The organism is Streptomyces sp. NPDC020958, assembly GCF_055562175.1.
Genome location: NZ_JBVHFU010000024.1, coordinates 1 through 20,415 on the forward strand (window position 1 = coordinate 1; position 20,415 = coordinate 20,415).

Consider the following 20,415-nt stretch of genomic DNA (forward strand, 5'->3'; position numbering starts at 1 on the left):
ACTCCAAGCCTTCGACATCACCTTCGACGGCCGGCTCACCGCCGGACGCCGCTGAACAAAACCGACCGAGTTCCACCGTTCGCTACACAGACCCTTACCAGGGTCCCGAACGGCTGTGGACCGTCTTCTGCCGCCAGAAGCAGCTGCTCCTGTAGCCGCAGTGGGTCGGTCAAGTGCCTTCGTCCGGCGGACAGCGTATCGATCAGGCCTACTACATGGTCGTGCCAACCAGCAACCACCGCGTAGTTCCACCCAGCAACCAGGGCGACCTCGGCCGCAGCGGCGAACTTGACCTCGTCCTCAGGTTCTATCCGCGCTGAAGGCCGCACATCGATGAGCCACGGCGTGTCGTCGGTCAGCAGAAGATAGTCCGGGATGTGCTCGACGCTGCCGTTGACGCTCTGGAAGCGCAGACGGAACGGTTGAGTCAGCGCCTCCACAAGAGATCCTGAGAAGTCAGCTGCCAGAAGGAGGAGTTCCTCCTCGAAACTCTCGAAACCGTGGTGACGGTCGGTACTGACCAGATATCCAAGGCCGGGGCGATGCCACTGATCGGTACGCCAAGTGAAGCGGCGCACAGGAACACTTGAGAGCACGTCGACCTCGCCCAGGTTCCTGACGGTGCAACCGACGAGCGTCCGTCCGAAACGCCACGCCGTAGTCCACCGGGCAGTCCAGTCCGACGGCATGGCCAGTTGACTGACGGCGTCAGCTGAGATGGCATGCATTCGGGCGAGATCGTGCAATGTCGATGTGTCCGACCAGGGGACAGTAGCGCTCGATGCGCCAACTGGCGAGTGATCGAGCAGCGGGGGCTGGGGAGCCACGTCTCCGCCTTACATGCCAAGAGTGCGATGGAAATTACGAAGATCATCTTAAGGGCCTCTGGATCTTCGTAACGCCGCCTCATCGCACCGGGATACCAGGGGTGCGCCTCCCACGGTCATCACGCAGCACCCTTGCTGGGAGGTCTCAGGGAGATGTCCCGAGGTGCTGAGCCCCCCACTGACCAAGTCCAGCAAAGGCTGACGGTCCAACCAGGGGGCGCGTAGGCCGGAGGTGAGTCGCCATATGGCAGTGATCTGAGCGGGGAAGAGCGGAGGCCTCCGCGACACGCTCACCCGAGCAGCGTCGTCGGCAGATAGAAGACCGCCGCCCCGTTTTCGAGGGAGTGATCCAGCGGCCCTCTGGGAAGGATGCCGACGTGACGTCGTGGTTGGGGATGGGCCATTGGAGGCAACCGGAGGAGGAAGGGGCGTCGTCGGTGCAGGCAGGGAGGCCTTCGAATCTGTACCGATGTGCCAAGAATCCTCGGCAGACAGCTCCCCATACTGCTGAATGTGGTTGGCAAAAGTGCAGGTCAGCGTAGTGCTCCGGAGACACCTAGCGTCTGTGGTCACACTCGCGAGGAGCAGCAGCGTGCCGGTTTCGGCGAGGAGGCTGCGGACGGCTTGTGGTGCCGGTTGCAGACCGCGCTCGGTGAATCGGAGATCCTCAGCAGCAGGGCAGCGAGGGCGAAGGACGCGCTGGCCTGGAGCAGGAACAGGGGGCCAATGACGTGGACGAACCGGTACCCGTCGATGTAGAGCTGGGCGTGGACGTATCCGCCCGCGGCGAGGGTTGCGGCGGTCGCCGCCCGCAGGGTGGGACGAGCAATCTTTGGGTGTTCATGCCAGCCTCTGGTCCTTGACGGCCAGTTCGCGGTCGCCTTGGCGGTAGCCGACGCTGCGGATGCCGAGTGCGTCCTTGAGCTGCCGGGCAGGGACGACTTGGGGCGTGGGGGCGGGGGCGCGGCCCGGTTTGGGCAGCGGGTAGGCGGTGGTGGTGGCGGAGTGGAAGGTGATGTTGCCCTCTGTCTTGGTGAACAGTTGGTGGACGTGCCCGTTGAGACAGGTGACGGAGGAGAAGCGGCGCAGGAGTGCGATGACTTTGAGAGCGTCGTCGGTGCTCCAGCCCCACTTCGGGTACATGGCGAACAGCGGGATGTGGCTGAAGACCACGACGGGGGTGTCCGATGGCAGTCCCGCCAGGTCCTTGCGTACGAAGTCGATCTGCGCGTTGCCGAGGTGCCCGAGTTTCTCCAGGCTCAGGGTGTTGACCAGGGCGATGAAGTGCACGCCGTGGGTGTCGAAGCTGTACCAGCCGTCGCCGAGCGTGCCCATGCCGAAGGTCCGCCGGTAGGCGCGGCCCGCATCACCGATGGAGTCGTGTTCGCCCGGCACGGTGAAGACGCGGTCTGTCTTCATTCCGGTCATCATCTGCTTGACCTGGTCGAACTGCCCGGCCGTGGACAGGTGGGTCAGGTCGCCGCTGTGCATGACGAAGTCCGGCCTGAATCCGAGTGAGTTGACCTGGTTGATCGCTTCGCTGAATGAGCCGGCCACGTCCGTGTTCGCCGGGCCCTGGAACCCGATATGGCTGTCGGAGACCTGCACGAACCGCAGCGCGCCGCTTTCCGCTGCGACGGCCCCGGCGTCAGCCCAGGCGTTGGTGTCCCGGGAGTCCGCGATGTGACTGATCACCTCTCCGCCGGCCACGGTCAGCACCACCGCGCCGCCGAACCACCCTGCGTGACGCATGAGTTGACGCCGTGTCATACCGTGCTCGGTTTCAGGCTGGCCGGCGTCGTCGACCGGTGCTCCGTCGTGACGGTCGTAGTAGTCGGTCATCGGGTCACCTCAACGGTGGCGGTCATGAACGGATGGATGGTGCAGAGGTAGGCGTAGGTGCCGGGCTTGGTGAACGTGTAGCTGTAGGCGGCGTGGGTGGCCAGGGCGGCCGAGTGCAGGGGGCCGCCCGATCCGGCGCTGGTGACGGTGTGGGCGTCGGTGTCCTGGTTCGTCCACGTCACCGTCGTGCCCGCCTTGACCTTCAGCTTGGCCGGGGAGAATGCGAAGTTGTTGATCGCGACGGCGTTCCCGGTCATCGGCGCGGCCGCCGCGCCCGTGCTCGAGGTGCTCATGGGCATGCTCATGCTGGGCATCGGGGAGGCGCCGGGAGCGGAGCCCGCCGCTTTCCCCGACCCCGTGGCACCGGGCATCCCGGGGGTCTGATGCTGATCCGGACCGGGCGTGATGGCGCCGGCTCCGGAGGACGAGGGATGCGACGACGGGTCGCATGAGCTGAGGAGTCCCAGCGCGCCGGCAGTGACGATGGTGGCGACGGCCAGCCCGGCCGCAGCACGGGATCGCCGAGTTGGTGGGCGAAGGTTCACGTACATGGTGTGCGTTCCTCACTGATCAGGCGGAGACGGGAACTGCGCCGGCTCGGGCGCACGCAACCGCAGAGATGTGGTGGATGCCGCGTTCATGGGCACGCGTCCCTCACGGACCCAGCGAGCGAGCCTGGGTGCCGCCCAGTGGCGGCTGCCCGCCCCGGGGCAGGAGGTCGGCGTCGCCCATACGGGTGGTGCGCGCACTGGCCGGTTGGAGCTCTGCCCCGGTCGCCGCGCAGCCGCCGATCACTGTGCGTAGCGCCATCGGCGCGGTGTGCTGGACATCGGTCGGGGCTGCAGAGTGGCGCCGGCCTCGATGCGCGGGGGCAGGGGAGCGGGGTCGCGGGCGAGAGCGCGTGCGTCGTCTGGTGCATTTCGGTCACCCCTGTTCCACCCCTTGCCGCAGGGGAAGCGGTGAGAAGTTGCGCGTACGCCGGTTCTTGTTCGCCTCCACGGACGGCATGGCCCCTGCGGTTCGATGGATACGCACCTTTTGTGGTACTTCATGGGATCGCTGCAGTTCGTACGGGACAAAGCGGTACATATGCCTGATGATCGTGTTATGCCATGGAGTTCCCGAAAACGTGGCCCAAGGACCGATCCGGATCGCTCCGCGCGCCGTGTCTCTGGTAAAGGGACCCTTTCGACCGCGGATGAGGAACTGCTGCGCACGCTGTACGCGGAGCACTCAGGAGCCCTGTTCCACTACGTGCTGCGACTGACCTCAGGAGACTGGCAATGGGCAGAGGACGTGGTACAGGAGACACTGCTGCGAGCGTGGCAGCATCCCGCCGCGTTCGACCCCGCACGCGGCCCGGCCCGGGCTTGGCTGTGTACGGTCGCTCGACACCTGGTCATCGACGCCCACCGAGCCCGGCAGTCCAGGCCGGCCGAGGCCGGCGGCGATGTGCTGGAACGAGCCGCCGAGCAGAAGCCGGGCAAGGACGAGATCGAGCAGGCACTGCAGAGCTGGGCGGTGGCCGAAGCCGTCCGGTCACTGTCCCCGGACCACCGCGCAGTCCTGCTGGAGACCTACTACCGGGGCCGGACCATGGCGGAGGCCGCACAGGTGCTGGGCATCCCGCTGGGCACAGTGAAGTCGCGGACGTACTACGCCCTGCACGCCCTGCGGCTGGCGCTGCAGGAACGGGGGATCGAGCCATGACCGTGGCGGGCAGGAGGCGGCGACCATGAGCGCGGAGCACGACGCCCTCCGGCTGACGCTGGGAGGTTACGTCCTGGGCACGCTGCCCCCGGCGGAAATGGAACAGGTGCGCATCCACCTCGCGGCATGCACCGAATGCCGGGCCGAACACGCCCAGCTGGCGGGATTGCCTGCGCTGCTCGCGACGGTGACCGAAGCCGAGGCCTCGGGCCGGACGGTGCCGGCGGCCGAAACGGACCTGACCGACCGACTGATGGTACGGGCAGCCGAAAGCGCGCAGGGCTCCCCGCTGCCCGAACGGCCCGCCGCGCCCGCGGTGTCGAAGACCCCAGAGGGGGGTGCGCTGGAGAGGCTTCTCCAGCAGGCTGCGGCCAGGCGCCGCAGGTCTTGGCGTCTGCAACTGGCCGGCGCTGCAGTCTCGCTGACGTTCATCGCGGCAGCGGCCGGTGGCACATGGCTGGCGGCCATCGGATCCGTGGGCAGCCAGGCGAGGCCGCCGGGGCCGACCGCGCCGACCGCCTGGCGCACCTTCTCCGGGAGCGATCCCACCACCGGCGTCTCCGCCTCGGTGAAGGTCTCGCCCTCTGCCTGGGGCAGTGTTCTGCAGATCTCCGCAGGAGGGGCACCGGCCGGAATCACCTGTCGGCTGCAGGCGGTCGGGCCCGGCGGGGCTAGGACGGACGGCGCTACCTGGCGGGCAGGCGAGTACCCTCCCGGCACCACGATCCCAGGAGCGGTCGCCATGGCTCCGGGAGCCATCGAGCACTTCGAGATCCTCGCGGGCAACGGTCAGAAGCTGGTCACCATGCGAGCGTGAGGCCAGACCACGGCGGTCATGTCACAGGGCGGCCGGTCGCTCAGTGGCATGACGGCAGCAGCAGGGCGTGAGGATTGGTGGCGCCAGAGGCCAAGAGGACGTCGCCTTCGAAAGGCCGGGCGCTCCGCGGCGAGGGACCCCGGACATTCGACAAGCACCGGGCCGCCCTCAAGACCGGTGGACCGAGCTGGAGGGGAGCGCACAGGACGTCCAGCCGATGGCCATGGAAGAGGTTTCTAACCGCGACACCGGCTGTACGGGCACGCTCCTGCTCACCGTAGCCCCTCGATCCGGCCGCACCCCGTGGCTCCGGGATCGACGGGGCCGTCCGTCAAGGGCTCGCCACCGGCACCTGTGTGACCGAGGGGCTGTCCGGCAGCCAGCGCGCCGAGGCGGCTGATGGTCGGTCGGCCGCCGCCAGCGGGGAATGGTCACCCCCGCCAGGTTGATCAAGGTGAAGGCCATCCGGGTACGCGACCAGCAGGTCGAGGGTCGGGGGGTGGGGTGAAGCAGCCGTCCGATCGATCCGTCCGCGGTGGTGCCACGCATCGCTGGGCCGGCCGTCCCGCGCCGGGCCCCGCGGGTGCCGGCCGCGTACACGGGCGGGCACGGCTGTGCGAAAGGGGTGTGGGGGCATGCAACCGACACCCTGGCCCCTCTCGCGACGCGCCGACGGTTTCCGGGCCCTGGTCACTCTCACTCCCGCTCCGTCGAACCGCCCCAGGCCGCAGCCGACTTCATGCATGAGCGGCCGACGAGGCGCGCACGACTCTTCTTTTCCGGACGTCGGCCGCGCAACAGCCAGCTCTGGGCAGAGGCAGCTGAGCCCAGGCAGGCGCCAACATCGCCACGACTCGCAGGAATCGTGACAAAAGAGGCAAATAGCTCGAACCGTCCGGCGTGTGTCGTCCGTGGAACTGGTTGAGCGCGCCCCCGCAGGATCAGGATCCGGCCTACCGGCCACCTCCGAATTGCTTGCGGTCACCCCGTTCCGGTCTCCGCACATCGACAGAAGAGCCAGAAGACCATGTTCGTGACCGATTCCCCCAGCCCGACTTCACTGCTCGGCCGGCCCTGCCGCCGCCATGCACTGCTCACCCTGCCGGCGCAGGAGGCGCACGTGTCCGCCGCTCGTCACTTCGCAGCCGATTTGCTGGAGACCTGGAGTGTGCCCGCGAGTGAGCGGGACTCCGCCATTCTCATCGTCGACGAACTCGCCGCCAACGCTGCCCAGTACGGCCATGAGCGCATGACCCTGCTGCTCGCCCTCGATCACGAAACTCTGCACATCGTGGTCACTGACTCCGGCGCGGCCGTGGAGCGTCATCGCCCCGGCATCACCTCCGACGAACACGGCCGTGGCACCGGCATCGTCCAGTCCCTTGCCCAGTCGACCGAGATTCGCCAGACACGCGGCGGCCGCGAAGTCCGCGCCCGCCTGAGGTGCTCGCCATGACCGGGCTGGACGCTCCGCACGAGCTACGACCCCCTGCCGGGGCCCGCACCGCAGCACAGTGTGAGCGTGGACGTCACACCGAACACCGGCAAGGGCATCGACGCCCCGGATGCACCAAGTGCCGGCCCCCGGAGCCGAACGCGCCTGGCTGCTACGCCGGAAGGCCCTCGTGGACCGGAGGGCCCTGGACTACGCCGGCTCCGTGGCAGCTGCCACGGAACCCGCCGAGCAACTCGTCCTCCACGACCGTCGCCGGCTCGACCTGCCTGCCGGTGCATACCACCCCGACATCATCACCCTCGCGTGACCGTCAGTTGTCACATCCCGCCACCAGCGACAAGGAGCTACAGAACATGGGTGGAAAGCAGAAGACACTCGCCATACTTGCCGGAGCCGCGCTGGCAGCCGGACTCGCCGGCCCGGCCTTCGGGTCCACCACCGCTCACTCGCCGGCTCTGCGCACCGCCGCGCCGGGGGCAGGGATGTCGGTCGTGGAGTGGAACCGCGAGCTCGTCACCATCCTCGGCAATCCGAAGGCGCAGCCGTCCACCGTCCAACCCACGCGCAGCTTCGCGCTTCTGCAGGCTGCCGAGTACGACGCGGTGGTATCGATCACCCGGACCGGCCCCGCCTACGTGTTCTCGGTGACGGCGCCAAGAGGAGCTCGTGCGGACGCCGCAGCGGACCAGGCAGCCCACGATGTGCTGGTCGCCCTTTACCCGGCCATGCGCGCAGGCTTGAACCAGCGGCTGAGCAGCCAATTGTCCGCGATTTCCGGCGGCCCGGGCAAGCAGGCGGGTATGGGTGTGGGAGCTGAGGTCGCCCGCAGGCTGATCACCCTGCGGTCCAATGACGGATCCTCAGCCAAGCCGCCGCGGTTCCGCCCCGGCGACAAGGCCGGGTACTACCGGCCCACCCCTCCCAATTTCCCGACACCGGTGCTCACCGACTGGGGCTCGGTCAAGCCGTTCGTACTGGCCGACGGACGGCAGTTCCGCCCGGCACCGCCGCCGGCCGTGAGCAGCGCCGCGTACGCCAGCGCCTTGAACGAGGTAAAGAGCCTGGGGAGCAAGACCAGCACCACCCGCACTCCCGATCAGACGGCAGCCGCGAAGTTCTGGGCGGCGGCACCTGTATGGAACGTCTGGAACCAGATCACGCAGAACCTCGTCACCTCCCAGAACGCGGACCTGGAGAAGGCGGTGAAGGTCTTCGCCCGTCTCGACCTGTCCCTCGCCGACACCGCGATCGCGATGTACGACGCCAAGTACGTCTACCACGTCTGGCGGCCCGTGACGGCCATCCGGCTCGGCGGTACGCACTACAACCCGGGCATCGTCGGGGATCCCGGCTGGACCCCTCTGCTGCCGACCGCACCGGATCCGTCCTATCCGGGCGCTCACGGCGCTCTCAGCCAGGCTGCGGCAACGACGCTGGCCGGACTCTACGGGGCGCGGCACCATTTTGCGGTGACCTCGAAGGGCGTCACCCGAACCTTCACCGGCTTCCAGGACGCCGCCACCGAAGCGTGGCTCAGCCGGATCTGGTCCGGCCAGCACACCTCCCTCGACAACCACGCGGGCCAGCAACTCGGCGCCCAGGTGGCCGACTTCGTGGCAGGTCGGCTCTGACCGCACCGCCACGCCACAACCATGCACATGGCTGGGCCGAGAAGCCAGTGGTCCCGGCGCATCGGGTACCACTGGCTCGGGCCACGCTCAGAGGGCGGCCATCCGCCTCCCTTAGCGTCCGCCGCGTTGTGCCCTGGGGATTCGACGTGCGGACGCACAGGAAGCGGGAAGCGGCGCTACCGACCCGGTGGCAATCCCCTCTGTTCCGCAGGTCAGGCGTTGGGATCGAAGGGGATGCCCGAGGGCATGGAGTGCGCCAGGGCGTACGCGAAGTCGCCGTCCTTGATCTTGATGGTCGCCGCGCCGAAGTCGGCGCTCATCAGCTTGTCCCGGAAGCCGGCCGGGTAGCCGTTCCAGCCCACCAGGCGCGGGTAGAACCAGCCGCCGGTCGCGTTCTCCGGAGGCTCGTCGTTGCTGTTGGCGAAGCGGAAGTCGTGGGTGGAGAGGCCGTCCTTGTGGTAGACGATCTTCGGGTGGGTGCCGTCGAAGCGGACCGAGGAGCGGGCGGCGACCTGGTAGCCGGTGTGCTGGGACACCGAGACGTACTGGACCTCGTTGTCGTTGATCCACACCACGACGTGCTCCCAGTCGTGGGTGTGCCCGATGGCCGCCGGACCGTAGGTGGCCTGGTCCTTCTCGAAGTAGCTGGCGTACATGACGGCGCACCAGCCGTTGTTGCACTTCTCGCGTGAGTAGGTGTTGGCGTTGGCGAGTTGGACATAGTCGTGGCAGTGGCCGTTGACGTCGCCGCCGAGTTTCAGACCGGGGTTGATGGTGCCGTCGGCGCCGATGGCGGCGGTGGCGTAGCAGCCGTCGCCGTCGTAGTCGTAGGCAGGGGAGAAGGTCTGTTCCAGGCCGTCGGCGTTCTGCGGCAGCAACTGCAGGACGTTCGCGTGGGCGCTCGCCGGAGCGGCCGCGACGAGCGTCATCGCACCGAGTGCTGCGAGCAGGCCCTTGGCGAGGGACTTCACGTTGGGCATTACGGCTCCTTGTCCGGGCGGCTGGCGTCAGCAGTACAGGTTGCTGCCCGGTGAGACCCCGAGGATCTGTGTGAAGCGCTGGTAGGCGTCCACGCGGCTCTGCACCTGGGCCGGGTTCTTGCCGTCACATTCGAGGGAGCCGTTGATGCTGCGGATCGTCTGGCCGAATCCGGCGCTGTTGACCATGGCGTTGTGCGGGGTCATGCTGCCCGGTCCCGATTGGGTGTTCCAGTACCACAGGCCGGTCTTCCAGGCGACGGAGGCGTTGTTCTCCACCTGCCAGGGGTTGTTGAGCAGGTCGATGCCGAGCGCGTCACCCGCCGCCTTGTAGTTGAAGTTCCAGCTGAGCTGGAGCGGTCCGCGGCCGTAGTAGGCGGCCTGTCCGGCGGGGCAGCCGTACGGCTGGCTCCAGTCGCAGTAAGTGGGGTAGTTGGCGGTGTTCTGCTCGACGACATAGACCAGTCCGCCGGTCTCATGGCTGACGTTGGCCAGGAAGGCGGCGGCCTCCTGCTTCCTGACCGTGTCGCTGCCGGTGTTCGCGAAGGCCGGGTAGGCGCTGAGGGCCGTGGTGAGTCCGCTGTAGGTGTAGAAGGAGTTCCGGCTCGGGAACATCTGGTTGAACTGCGCCTCGCTCACCACGAAGCCGGACGGAGTGCTGTCGCCGCCGCTCGCCGGCGCGTTCCACTTCTGGTTGGCGCCGCCGCTGCAGCTCCAGATCTGTGTCCGGGTGCCGTTGGCGGAGTTGTTGTCGGTGACGTCCAGGCACTTGTTCGCCTGGGGGTTGACGATGTCGTGTGCGGCGCTGACGGTCCACTTCTGGTTGGCGCCGCCGGTACAGGACCACAGCTGCACCTTGGCGCCGTCGGCTGTCGAATTGCCGGTCACGTCAAGGCACTTGCCGAGGGCGCGGATCGTGCCGTCGCTGCCGACCGTCCACTGCTGGGCGTTCGTGCCGTTGCAGTCGTAGAGCTGGACGGGCGTGCCGTCGGCCGAGTCGGCCCCGGCGACGTCGAGGCACTTGCCGGCGAGTCCGGTGATGGTGCCGGTGTCGGCCTGGGCGGGGCCTGCGGTGAGCAGGCACGCGGAGAGACCCAGTGCGGCGGTGAGGGCGGCTGTGGAAAGGGATCGGGCCATGAGAGGGGGTGGCCTTTCACATGGGGGGTGGCGGCCGGCGCCTCACCTGTGAACGGAGGGAGGCGTCGTACGACGCGTGGCTGACCCGAGAACCTAAAGAGGGCGACTACTTTCGTCAAGTAGTGAAGTAAGGAGAGGGGAAAGGGTGTTGGCGGGAAGACGGCCAAGAGCCGCGGTCGCGCCGACGGTGGCGCCAAGGGCGCGGAAGCCTCAGCGACTCGGGCGGTTGTCGGGCGATCCGCATGCGGGGCGACGGATGCGGACCCGCCAGTCAGGGGATCAGCATGCGTTCGGTGTCCGTGCCACCGGATCGGCTACCAGCCGACAGCGACCAGGAGCCATTGCGGATCGGCGTGGGAGATGAAGGAGGCCTGGCCCGCCACGTCGTCGTAGGGGAAGCCGTAGGCGAGGTGGTTGATGGCGTTGTCGTGCCAGAACTTGGCGTAGTGGTTGGCTGGTGCCGCCTTGTAGAACGGGGCCAGGTCGGACTGCTGGGAGGCCGGCAGGGTGGCGACGTGGCGGTTGAGGGCGGCACACATGTCGGGGTTGCCCGCCAGCGAGGCGGCGCAGCCGAAGATGTCGGAGGTGGCCGCGTTCACGCCCGCCGACTGGGCGTAGGTGGTGAAGTGGTTCGCGTTGGCGCCGCCCGCGCGGAAACCGGGGTCGCTGCCGGGCGCGGTGATCCGGTACGGCGCCTGGGTCTGGGCCGGCACCTTGAACTGGTGCGGAACCGCGGCGGTGAAGCGCTGGAAGCTGGTGGAGCGGTCCTCGGCGAAGGTCTGCCGGTTCTCGCCGACCTCGATGTCGTAACCGTCCTTGCTGTGCAGGCGCATGGCCAGCTTGAGGCCGAAGACGTCGACCTGGGTGGTGTTGCCGTTGAAGACGTTGTTGCCGACGGTGAACTCGATGAAGTCGTAGTACGGGCTGTTGGGCGAACCGAAGTAGAAGTACATGCGGCCCGCGGAGTTGGCCGGCATGTCGAGCTAGGGCTGCTCGGCGATGGAGTGCACGTGCCCGTTGAAGCTCCAGTAAGGGAGTAGCCGTACGGGGTGCCCCGCGCGGTGCCGTGGAGGCGGACGTAGCGGCCACTGCCGGAGATGGCGATGTCCTGCGTTCCGCCGGTGGCGGTGGTGGTGGAGTAGACGGTGGTCCAGGTGCTGTCGTCGGTGGAGGTCTGGATCTGGAAGGCGGTCGCGTAGGAGGCCTCCCAGTCCAGGGTGACACGGCTCAGCTGCTGGACGGATCCGAGGTCGACTCGCAGCCATTGCGGGTCGGAGAAGGCCGAGGACCAGCGGGTGCCTGGGTTGCCGTCGACCGCCGCGCTCGCGGGGAAGGAGCCGTTCTCGGTCGAGGAGGCGGTGGCGGGCCTGCCCCGGGACGGTAACTGGTCGGCGGCGCGCGGGCGTCGGTGCCAGGGCCGCGAAGAAGGCGGCGATCAGGACGATAATTCACGCCTTATATTTTGATGTATTGACGGCCGGGCGGGCTGCCCCTAGCGTCCGATCCGCATCGCGCCCCCACATCGCGACCAAGGAGACACGTGTGACCGACGTTCCCGCCGCCGTTCCCGCCGCGCGCGTCCGCGCACCCCGCCGGCGCAGACGCACGGCCGCCCTCACGACAGCCTTCCTGCTGCCGGCCGCCGCCGGCGGTATCGCGCTGGCTACCGCCCCGAGTGCCGCCGCCGCGAGCATCCCCACCGCTCCCACCGCCGTCGTCAACGCAGGCAGCGGCAAGTGCGTCGACGCGAGCGGCGGCGCCACCGGCAACGGCACCGCCGTGCAGCAGTACGCCTGCAACGGCACCGGAGCGCAGTCCTGGCAGTTCACCCCGACCGACAGCGGCTACTACCGGATCGGCGTGGCCTCAGCGCCGGACCAGGTCTGGGACGAGACCGGCGTCTCCACCGCCGACGGCGCGCTGACCCAGCTGTGGCTCTACGGCGGCGGCGCCAACCAGCAGTGGCTGCCGGTCGCGGAGGCCTCCGGGACGTACCACTTCGTCAACCGCAACAGCGGCAAGTGCCTCGATGTGCCGTCCGCGTCCACTGCCGACAGCGTCCAACTGCAGCAATACACCTGCAATGGCACCGCCGCCCAGTCCTTCTCGCTCTCCGCCGGCATCACCCCACCGGCCGGCACCCCGGACTTCGGCCCCAACGTCACGGTGTTCGATCCATCGATGTCGACGTCCACCATCCAGTCGAAGATCAACCAGGTCTACGCCACCCAGCAGAACAACGAGTTCGGCACCCAGCGCAACGCCCTGCTGTTCACCCCCGGCACGTACGACGTCGACATACCCGTCGGCTACTACACCCAGGTCGCCGGACTCGGCCTGTCACCGGACCAGGTGTCCATCACCGGCGGAGGCGTGCACGTCGAGGGGCACACCAGCGACGGCAACGCCACCCAGAACTTCTGGCGCGATGCCGAGAACATGTCGGTGAGCCCCAGTTCGGGCAGCACCATGTGGGCTGTCTCGCAGGCCGACCCGTTCCGGCGCATGGACGTGCACGGCAGCATGAAGCTGTGGGACGACACCCACGGCACCGGCACCAACTGGTCCAGCGGCGGCTACATCGGTGACTCGCGGATCTCCGGCCAGATCAACTCCGGCACCCAGCAGCAGTTCCTCACCCAGGACACCGCCATGAACGGCGGCTGGACCGGGCACAACTGGAACATGGTCTTCGTCGGCGACACCGGCGCCCCGGCGACCGGCTTCCCCAATCCGCAGTACACCACCGTCGCCCAGAGCCCCGTGATGCGCGAGAAGCCGTTCATGTACGTCGACGGCTCGGGCAATTGGCAGGTGTTCGTCCCCTCGGTGCGCACCCATGTCCAGGGCCCCGACTGGACGAACGGCAGCGCCCCGGGCACCTCCCTGCCGATCAGCCAGTTCTCCATCGTCAAGCCCGGTGACACCGCCACGACGATCAACAACGCGCTCGCCGCCGGCAAGAACCTGATCGTCACCCCGGGCGTCTACCACCTGTCCGCCCCGCTCAACATCACCCGCCCCGACACCGTGGTCCTCGGACTGGGCCTGGCCACCCTCGTACCGGACAACGGCGTCACCGCGATCACCACCGCCGATGCCGACGGCATAGACATCGCCGGGCTTCTCATCAGCGCGAACACCACCAACTCCGCCACGCTGATGCAGGTCGGCCCGACCGGTTCGACCGCCAGTCACACCGCCGATCCCATCGTGCTGCACGACGTGTTCTTCCGCATCGGCGGCGACATCGCCGGCAAGGCCACTCAGACACTGGTGGTCAACAGCAACGACGTCATCGGCGACGACCTCTGGCTGTGGCGCGCGGACCATACCAACGGCGTCGGCTGGACGACCAACCCGGCCGCCAACGGACTGATCGTCAACGGCAACAACGTCACCATGTACGGCCTGGCGGTCGAGCACTACCAGAAGTACCAGACCACCTGGAACGGCAACGGCGGCCGCACGTACTTCTACCAGAGCGAGACCCCCTACGACGTGCCCGACCAGTCCAGCTGGACCACCAGCGGAGGGGACCTCGGCTACGCGTCGTACAAGGTCGCCAACTCGGTCACCTCCCACGAGGCGTGGGGTGTGGGTGTCTACGCCTACCTCCGCGACAACCCCTCCGTCGTCCTCGGCCACGCCATCGAGGTGCCCACCACGTCAGCGGTGAAGTTCCACAGCATGGTCACCACGGTCCTGGGTGGAGACGGCACCATCAACCACATCATCGACAACACCGGCAACCAGGTCACTCCCAGCAGCAACGTGGCGTACCTGGTGAGCTATCCGTAAGTCCGGCAACGGACCCGACGGTACACAGGTGCAACTTGTCCGTGCCCTCTGCGGGTGACGTGGGCCGGGTGGACCGGCCGGACAAGGAGACCGGTCCGGCGCCCGTGTCGAGGTGGCACGGGCGCCGGACACGCAGGACGGCTACCGGCTCATGTGTGGGGTTGATGCGGGTTGAGGGCCCGTCAGCCGCCTCGCTGAGCAGTGACAAGTCCTGTCGGGAGCCGCTCGCGGAGGCGACCGGTTCGGCCCCGATCGTGCGGCGCTGGGTATAGTGCGGGCTTCGGGGAACCGGCGACCTGGAGCCGGTCGAGTTCACGCGCCACCTCGTGTTGATCGACCTCCGGGGCCCTGGCGGAGCCCCGATGATCACATCCTGAGGAGGCCGTCCCATGGAACCCGTCGCGCTGATCACCGGTGGCTCGACCGGAATCGGCGCCGCCACCGGCCGAGCCCTGCTCAAGCAGGGCCACCGCGTGGCCGTCACCGGACGTGACGCGGACAAACTGACCGCCTTCGCTGCTTCGGCCGCAGCGGGTGAGCGGCTGCTGACGATCACCGGCGACACCAGCGACGCCCACGACGTCGCCTCCGCCGTGCGCCGCGTGGTAGAGGCGTGGGGCCGACTGGACAACGTCATAGCCAACGCCGGTTTCTCACTGCCCGGCAACCTGGAGAGCCACGCGCCCGAGGACATGCGTGCCATGGTCCTCACCAACGTCCTGGGCCCGGCCCTGCTGGTGCGGGAGACCCTGCCACACCTGCGGGCGTCCAAGGGTCGTATCGTGATCATCGGTTCGGTCGCCGGGGTGCGCAACACGCCTGGCAACCTGTACTCGGTCACCAAGTGGGCCGCCCACGCACTGGCGGAGAACACCCGGCTGCTGGTCGGCAAGGACGGGGTCGGCGTGACGGTCGTCGCACCCGGGGTGGTGGACACCCCGTTCTGGGACGAGCGCGGCGGCACCCCCGAGGCGGCGCCGGTGATGACCGCCGAGCAGGTCGCGGACACGATCGTCTTCGCCGTCGAGCAGCCCGCGGGTGTGGACATCAACCACATCACCATGCGGCCGACCGGACAGGCAGGCTGACGCCGCGCTCGGCGTCCCGCGGACGGACTGCCACCCCGGGCGCGTCGGCGATGCCGACCGCTCGTGCGGCGGCGCCCGAGGCGGCGCGGAGACTGCTTGCCGGTCCGTGAGGCGAGGCGCTCCCTGGCCGACTTCGTCACCCGTCCCGGTGCGCGGGTCCTGATCCGTCACCTTCCGCCGCCGCGGCGGCCCGTACCCGCTGTTCCTCGCGAGCAGAGCCGACGTCCCGTTCCAGGGGTGTGCGGCTCACGGCTGTCGCGAGGTCTTCCAGGGCCCGCTTCTGCAGTTCCGCCTCGCGCCGCACGACCGGGGTCCCACTGCCGGCGGCGTCCTTCCACGCGTGGAGCGCCTCCTCCACGCGTCCCCAGTCCGGATTCCGGTGCTCGCGCACGGCGACCGCCGCCTTCGCGGTGTCCGTCTCCAGAGCCTCGGCCAATCGCTCCGCCTCGGGGACAGGACGGCTGTCGGCCCGCGGGACGTGAACCTCCATGAGCATCGCCGCCCGGCCGAACCCCTTGAGCGCCTCCTGCGCCTCCTGCGCCTCGCGCGACGTCAGCCCCCTGGGGCGGACGGGTTCTCGCCGTGCCCGGTCGTATGCCTCCTGCCAGGCGGCACGTGCCTCCCTGCTCTCCAGCAGTGCCCTGCGCATGTCGGCGTGATGCTCCCGGGTCGGTTCGGCGTAGTCGCGGAGCACCGTGGCCGCGTAGCGACCGTTGGCGGCGAGCCAGTCCGCGAGCCGGCCCGGCAGCCGGGGCGTCTCCCACGCCGGGAACACGACGTACGCCAGCATCGCGAGGGCCCCGCCGAGCAGCGTGAGCACCACCCGCTCCGGGACCGTCTGCTCCCACGCCTGGCCGCCCATGCCGAGCAGGAAGACGACGTACGCGGCAGTGAAGCACTGGGAGTAGGCGTAGCCGGTGCGGTTCAGCGTGTACGACAGGCCCGCCGAGACCACCGCCAACGCGGCGGACACATGGGCGTCCGGGCCCAGGGCCCGCACCGTTCCGGTGGCGAGCGCGACCCCCGCGAGGGTCCCGGCGAGACGGGCCACCGCACGCGCGTACGTCCGGTGGAAGTCCGGACGCATCACCATCACGGAGGCGAGGGGCGCCCAGTAGCCGTGCCCCAGGGGGAGCCGGGCGGCGAGCAGGTAGCCGAGCGTGGCCACCGCCGCGAGGCGGACGGCGTGCCGGAACACGGGCGAGTCGGGGCGGAGTTCACTGCGGACCGCCCGGGTGACGACCGGGACCAGCCGGTGCATGGTCGGGCGCATGAGGAACCGGGCGCCGGCGGGGCCGGCGGGCGTGGGCGTCCTCCCGCGCCCGCAGCCGCTCCCGGCGATCTCCAACGCCTCGCCGAGCAGTTCCACGAGCTGCTCGGCGGCCTGCCGCGCGGGGCCCTCCAGTACCTCGTGCTCCTCGTCGACGCGCAGGGCGTCCATGCTCTCGGGCCGCACCTCGGCGGGAGCGCCGCGGCGGATCGCACGGGCGGCCGCGTCCAGGACGTCGGCCGCCGCGTCGAGCAACTCGCGCGCGCGGTCCCGCCCGGGTCCCTCCGCCGGGGCGCCCACGTCCGGGTCGGCGAGCGCCGCGACCACCGGCCGAACGCGCTCGGCGAGGCCCCGGGGGCCGTGCAGGACGGGGGGACGGGTGCGGGCCTGTGACGGTGTCACGGCAGCCGCGTCCCGGGCCGTCATCAACGGCTCCGGGTCGAACGGGGCGGTCGGGTCGTGCCGCAGCCGGCGGGCGTAGTCCGCGACGGCGGCCAGGGCGTCGGCGAGCGCGTCACGATGCGCTCCCCAACGCCGGATCGGGAAGAGCAGGATCAGCACGGCCTGCGTCACGCCCCCGAGCGCGATGACCCCGGCGTGTTCCAGGGCTCGCCCGACACTCGTGGGCAAGGTGACGGTCACCAGCATGCTGCCCACCGTCGTCGCCGCGACGATCCCGGCGGTCGACCCGACGGCCCATGCCATTCCCGCGGCAAAGGCCCATACGGCCAGCAGCGGCAGAAACGTCACGAGTCGCCCCGCCGCCAGGTAGCCCACGAAGGTGCTGACCGCCAGACCCGCCCCCGCGCCGAGCGCGACCACCTTGCGCGGACGCCAGCTGCGCTGGAAGGTGGCCCCACCCGCGGAGTAGGCGCCGAGGGCGGCGGACGCGGCATAGGCAGGGGAGACCAGCCACAGTGTCGCCCCGACGACGATCGCCATCCCGGCGGCGGCGCGCAGCGCGAGCAGGGGTTCCAGCCGCGTCTCCTCGATCGTGAGCCCGGATCGCACGACCTCGCCGAAGGCCCGCAGCCACGTCACGGGTGTCCGCCTGGCCGCAATGCCCTGCGGGGTGGCGTCGGCCTGGTCGAGGTGCGGCAGCCGTCGGGCAAGGCAGCCTCCTGCACGGCCCGCTGACCGGCTGGCGGCCGCAGCCGCCGGACGGGGTGCCGTCACGGGCAGTCGTTGTCGCTTCGGGTCCGGCCGGCCCGCGGCCATGGACCCGGCCCCGGCCGGGGGACGGGCGGGTCGCCACCCGTCCCCCGGACCGGTGCGAGGGGGAGAAGGGGCACGGCGGCCCCGAGTCCCTTACCGCTTGTGGCCGTTGCCGTGTCCGTTCGGGTGCAGGACGACCTTGGTCCAGCCCTCGTCACGGGCGTCGAAGTGCTCGTAGGCGGTGGGGGCCTCGTCCAGGCTGAGCTCGTGGGAGACGACGAAGCTCGGCTTCGCCTTCCCGCCCGCGATCAGATCCCGCAGCGCCCGGTTGTACCTCTTCACCGGCGCCTGACCGGTGCCCATGTGCTGGCCCTTGAACCACATCATGCCGAAGTCGATCGGGACCTTGCCCTGGGCTTCCAGCTCCCCCTGGGCCTCGGCGCCGCCGGGGTCCTGGGGCAGGAACACGCCCACCACGCCGATGTCGCCCGTGAACCTGACCGAGTCGATCAGGCCGTTGAGCGTGAGGCTGGCGTCCTCGTGGCCCTGGGGGTCGTGCGCCTGGTACCCGACGCATTCGCAGCCGTTGTCGGCGCCCAGACCGAGGGTGGCCTCCTTGACGACCTCCGCCGGGTTCTGCTCGGCGGTGTTGATCGGGATGGCCCCGATCTCCTCCGCCTTGCGCAGCCGGTCGGGCTGGTGGTCGGCCGTCCAGACGCGGCCGGCGCCCTTGAGGATGGCCGAGTAGGTCGCCATCAGCCCGACCGGACCGGCCCCGAAGACGATGGTCTGGTCGCCCGGCTTGACGTGGGCCATCTCGGTGGCGTGATAGCCGGTGGGGAAGATGTCGGCCAGCATCACGTAGTCGGTCTGCCGCTCGGCGGCGTCCTCGCCCAGACGCAGCGCGTTGAAGTCGCCGTAGGGCACGCGCAGCAGCTCCGCCTGGCCGCCCTGGTAGGGGCCCATGTCGGCGAATCCGTAGGCGGCTCCCGCGAGGGACGGTTCCGGCTGCATGGTCAGGCAGTAGTTGGTCAGCCCCCGCTCGCACTGCTTGCAGAAGCCGCAGGCGATGTTGAAGGGCAGGACCACGTACTCGCCGACCTGCACCTTGCGGACGGCCGAGCCGACCTCCACCACCTGGCCCAGGTTCTCGTGCCCGAGGGTGCGGCCGGACTCGAACGAGGTGCGGCCCTCGTACATGTGCAGGTCCGAACCGCAGATGTTGGTAGTGGTGATCTTGACGATGATGTCGCAGGGGTGCTCGATCTTCGCGTCCGGTACGTCCTTCACCGCGACCGTTCGCGGACCTTCGTATACCGCTGCTTTCATGATGACTTCCCTGGATGTCGTGGCATGCCGTGATGGAGAGGGCGCAAAGACCCTGACTCTCGGAAGTGCTGCGACGGGGGTCCTGGGCTCCAGCACGCCTCTGGGGGCCGTTCACCTGCATCAGATGGAACGGTGTGGTTCCGCCGTGGGCCCGTCACAGGGAGCGCGGGCGCTTCGGCGGCGTGCCGTGCGGGTCCCCGTCGGCCCCCGAGGCGCAACACATACGCATCGACCGAACGGCGGAAGTCACCCGCTAATCACCCTGGTCGTCACGCAGCGCGTTGCGACGTTCCTGTTCGCGCTTGGAGTAGGCGGCCGCCCGGATCGCCTCGTCGCTCTCCAGGCCCGATCCCAGCGCGCCGCCCACCGTGGCGACCGACGCGACGAACCAGGACAGGGTCCAGTACTCCGTGGAGTGCAGCGGGGTTCGCGTCGTGGAGGCGAACACCCGGCCGTTGAGGATGAAGAGCGCCCACACCAGGTTGATGACCACCAGCCCCGCGTAGCAGACGATCACCCCGATACCCACGGTCACGACCGTCGAGGCGTTGTAGAGAGCCGCCGTCTTCCGTGCCTCCGGCGACACCTCATCCGTTCGGTGCCACAGGTTCGCGTCGATGATCAGCCAGCCGATCATGAGAGCGAGGGACCCGACCATGGCGATCACCAGGCGTGGCGTGCTCAGGGAGGTGGCCAGGTTCCAGATGGTGGAGTTCACGGTGGCGACCGCTCCCGTGGCGAGTGCGGCCGCCAGGGCTTTCGACAAGCCCGGCACCAGACGCCACGGCCGGTTGGCGCGGACCATACCGAGGAGCACCCTCAGGTAACCGCGCGGCCCACTGACGACGTACCGCAGGTCGGCGATCTCGTCCTCGCCGACCTGGCCCGGACGGACAGGGGCGAGACGACCGGTGAAGGGCCCCCGCAGCGGCCGGCTTCCCGTCGGCCCCGCGGCCCCGGTGGCCCGCGAGGCCGCCAAGCTGAGCACGGCTTCTTCCACGGCCCGCTGGGCCCTGGTCTGCAGCCGGAAGCCACCCAGCGTGGGGAGGGACAGCAGCGCCAGGCCGTGTTCGTGACTCAGATCCACCATGAGCTTGCGCCCATGTGAGTGCAGCGGAAGGTCGGTGAGGGCCACGACGATGTCCCAGTCCCCCTCATTTCCGCGGTCCATGATCCGGTGCATCAGGGTGGGCAGGTCCTCGGCCGCTGCGGTGAAGGGCTCACTGACCACTTCGACGTCGAACCGTCGTCCCTGGCCCGACCTCTCGGCGAGCCGGCCAGGAAGCATCCGGGCCATGCGCTGCGCGATCTCGGTCGGCGCATCCGGATCCGCAAGGAGAGCCACGACCGTAACGCCTTGAGACGACACCCGCAT

General features: G+C 69.2%; 16 protein-coding genes and 1 pseudogene. 6 read left to right on the top strand and 11 right to left on the bottom strand.

The window, feature by feature from the left end; translation table 11 throughout:
• Positions 1–35: 35 nt before the first annotated feature.
• The 4 genes from ACZ3KP_RS38590 to ACZ3KP_RS38605 all read right to left on the bottom strand — a co-directional run bounded on the left by ACZ3KP_RS38590 (position 36) and on the right by ACZ3KP_RS38605 (position 3,479).
• Entirely contained in the window at positions 36–746 is a 711-nt protein-coding gene (locus tag ACZ3KP_RS38590) for a hypothetical protein (protein WP_467505535.1), read from the bottom strand.
• Positions 747–1,667: 921 nt separating this feature from the next.
• On the bottom strand, positions 1,668–2,669 hold the full coding sequence (locus ACZ3KP_RS38595; RefSeq protein WP_467505537.1) for a metallophosphoesterase family protein: 1,002 nt from the start codon (positions 2,667–2,669) through the stop codon (positions 1,668–1,670).
• On the bottom strand, positions 2,666–2,962 hold the full coding sequence (locus ACZ3KP_RS38600; RefSeq protein WP_467505539.1) for a plastocyanin/azurin family copper-binding protein: 297 nt from the start codon (positions 2,960–2,962) through the stop codon (positions 2,666–2,668). The genes ACZ3KP_RS38595 and ACZ3KP_RS38600 overlap by 4 nt, the downstream gene beginning before the upstream one ends.
• Before the next feature lie 361 nt (positions 2,963–3,323).
• Positions 3,324–3,479, bottom strand: a complete 156-nt coding sequence (locus tag ACZ3KP_RS38605) for a hypothetical protein (protein WP_467505541.1) — start codon at positions 3,477–3,479, stop codon at positions 3,324–3,326.
• A 279-nt stretch (positions 3,480–3,758) separates the two neighbouring features.
• Here ACZ3KP_RS38605 and ACZ3KP_RS38610 point away from each other — a divergent pair, with 279 nt between their 5' ends.
• The 4 genes from ACZ3KP_RS38610 to ACZ3KP_RS38625 all read left to right on the top strand — a co-directional run bounded on the left by ACZ3KP_RS38610 (position 3,759) and on the right by ACZ3KP_RS38625 (position 8,283).
• On the top strand, positions 3,759–4,379 hold the full coding sequence (locus ACZ3KP_RS38610) for a sigma-70 family RNA polymerase sigma factor (RefSeq protein WP_467505645.1): 621 nt from the start codon (positions 3,759–3,761) through the stop codon (positions 4,377–4,379).
• A 25-nt stretch (positions 4,380–4,404) separates the two neighbouring features.
• On the top strand, positions 4,405–5,196 hold the full coding sequence (locus ACZ3KP_RS38615; protein WP_467505543.1) for an anti-sigma factor family protein: 792 nt from the start codon (positions 4,405–4,407) through the stop codon (positions 5,194–5,196).
• A 1,027-nt stretch (positions 5,197–6,223) separates the two neighbouring features.
• The gene (locus tag ACZ3KP_RS38620) at positions 6,224–6,652 is read left to right on the top strand and encodes an ATP-binding protein (protein ID WP_467505544.1); all 429 of its coding nucleotides are present in this window, start codon (positions 6,224–6,226) and stop codon (positions 6,650–6,652) included.
• Positions 6,653–7,143: 491 nt separating this feature from the next.
• Positions 7,144–8,283, top strand: coding sequence for a vanadium-dependent haloperoxidase (locus ACZ3KP_RS38625; RefSeq protein ID WP_467505546.1), 1,140 nt, complete (start codon positions 7,144–7,146; stop codon positions 8,281–8,283).
• Between the two features lie 212 nt (positions 8,284–8,495).
• On the opposite strand, the gene ACZ3KP_RS38630 is transcribed toward ACZ3KP_RS38625, so the two are convergent.
• The 4 genes and pseudogenes from ACZ3KP_RS38630 to ACZ3KP_RS38645 form a co-directional block, all read right to left on the bottom strand.
• The gene (locus tag ACZ3KP_RS38630) at positions 8,496–9,263 is read right to left on the bottom strand and encodes an NPP1 family protein (RefSeq protein ID WP_467505547.1); all 768 of its coding nucleotides are present in this window, start codon (positions 9,261–9,263) and stop codon (positions 8,496–8,498) included.
• 27 nt (positions 9,264–9,290) lie between these two features.
• Positions 9,291–10,397: a lectin gene (locus ACZ3KP_RS38635; RefSeq protein ID WP_467505549.1), complete on the bottom strand. Its 1,107-nt coding sequence runs from the start codon at positions 10,395–10,397 to the stop codon at positions 9,291–9,293.
• A 314-nt stretch (positions 10,398–10,711) separates the two neighbouring features.
• The gene (locus ACZ3KP_RS38640; protein ID WP_467505551.1) at positions 10,712–11,374 is read right to left on the bottom strand and encodes a glycoside hydrolase family 64 protein; all 663 of its coding nucleotides are present in this window, start codon (positions 11,372–11,374) and stop codon (positions 10,712–10,714) included.
• A gap of 113 nt (positions 11,375–11,487) precedes the next feature.
• Positions 11,488–11,700, bottom strand: a pseudogene (locus ACZ3KP_RS38645) (discoidin domain-containing protein); the annotation flags it as partial.
• Positions 11,701–11,939: 239 nt separating this feature from the next.
• On the opposite strand from ACZ3KP_RS38645, the gene ACZ3KP_RS38650 reads away from it, so the two are divergent.
• Positions 11,940–14,198, top strand: coding sequence for an RICIN domain-containing protein (locus ACZ3KP_RS38650; RefSeq protein WP_467505552.1), 2,259 nt, complete (start codon positions 11,940–11,942; stop codon positions 14,196–14,198).
• Between the two features lie 389 nt (positions 14,199–14,587).
• Positions 14,588–15,286: an SDR family oxidoreductase gene (locus ACZ3KP_RS38655; protein WP_467505553.1), complete on the top strand. Its 699-nt coding sequence runs from the start codon at positions 14,588–14,590 to the stop codon at positions 15,284–15,286.
• A 136-nt stretch (positions 15,287–15,422) separates the two neighbouring features.
• Here the strand turns inward: ACZ3KP_RS38655 and ACZ3KP_RS38660 are convergent, their stop codons facing one another.
• The 3 genes from ACZ3KP_RS38660 to ACZ3KP_RS38670 all read right to left on the bottom strand — a co-directional run bounded on the left by ACZ3KP_RS38660 (position 15,423) and on the right by ACZ3KP_RS38670 (position 20,415).
• Positions 15,423–17,597 (bottom strand): FUSC family protein, encoded by a 2,175-nt coding sequence (locus tag ACZ3KP_RS38660; protein WP_467505555.1) that lies wholly within the window; start codon positions 17,595–17,597, stop codon positions 15,423–15,425.
• 267 nt (positions 17,598–17,864) lie between these two features.
• Positions 17,865–19,040: a glutathione-independent formaldehyde dehydrogenase gene (locus tag ACZ3KP_RS38665; protein ID WP_467505556.1), complete on the bottom strand. Its 1,176-nt coding sequence runs from the start codon at positions 19,038–19,040 to the stop codon at positions 17,865–17,867.
• Between the two features lie 253 nt (positions 19,041–19,293).
• Positions 19,294–20,415, bottom strand: a complete 1,122-nt coding sequence (locus tag ACZ3KP_RS38670; RefSeq protein WP_467505557.1) for a hypothetical protein — start codon at positions 20,413–20,415, stop codon at positions 19,294–19,296.

Bases quoted from the DNA above. Each gene is read 5' to 3' on its own strand.
- ACZ3KP_RS38595 (WP_467505537.1), bottom strand. From the start codon at position 2,669: ATGACCGACTACTACGACCGTCACGACGGAGCACCGGTCGACGACGCC.
- ACZ3KP_RS38600 (WP_467505539.1), bottom strand. From the start codon at position 2,962: ATGAGCACCTCGAGCACGGGCGCGGCGGCCGCGCCGATGACCGGGAAC.
- ACZ3KP_RS38605 (WP_467505541.1), bottom strand. From the start codon at position 3,479: ATGGCGCTACGCACAGTGATCGGCGGCTGCGCGGCGACCGGGGCAGAG.
- ACZ3KP_RS38610 (WP_467505645.1), top strand. From the start codon at position 3,759: ATGCCTGATGATCGTGTTATGCCATGGAGTTCCCGAAAACGTGGCCCA.
- ACZ3KP_RS38615 (WP_467505543.1), top strand. From the start codon at position 4,405: ATGAGCGCGGAGCACGACGCCCTCCGGCTGACGCTGGGAGGTTACGTC.
- ACZ3KP_RS38620 (WP_467505544.1), top strand. From the start codon at position 6,224: ATGTTCGTGACCGATTCCCCCAGCCCGACTTCACTGCTCGGCCGGCCC.
- ACZ3KP_RS38630 (WP_467505547.1), bottom strand. From the start codon at position 9,263: ATGCCCAACGTGAAGTCCCTCGCCAAGGGCCTGCTCGCAGCACTCGGT.
- ACZ3KP_RS38635 (WP_467505549.1), bottom strand. From the start codon at position 10,397: ATGGCCCGATCCCTTTCCACAGCCGCCCTCACCGCCGCACTGGGTCTC.
- ACZ3KP_RS38640 (WP_467505551.1), bottom strand. From the start codon at position 11,374: ATGCCGGCCAACTCCGCGGGCCGCATGTACTTCTACTTCGGTTCGCCC.
- ACZ3KP_RS38655 (WP_467505553.1), top strand. From the start codon at position 14,588: ATGGAACCCGTCGCGCTGATCACCGGTGGCTCGACCGGAATCGGCGCC.
- ACZ3KP_RS38665 (WP_467505556.1), bottom strand. From the start codon at position 19,040: ATGAAAGCAGCGGTATACGAAGGTCCGCGAACGGTCGCGGTGAAGGAC.
- ACZ3KP_RS38670 (WP_467505557.1), bottom strand. From the start codon at position 20,415: ATGCGGGTGTCGTCTCAAGGCGTTACGGTCGTGGCTCTCCTTGCGGAT.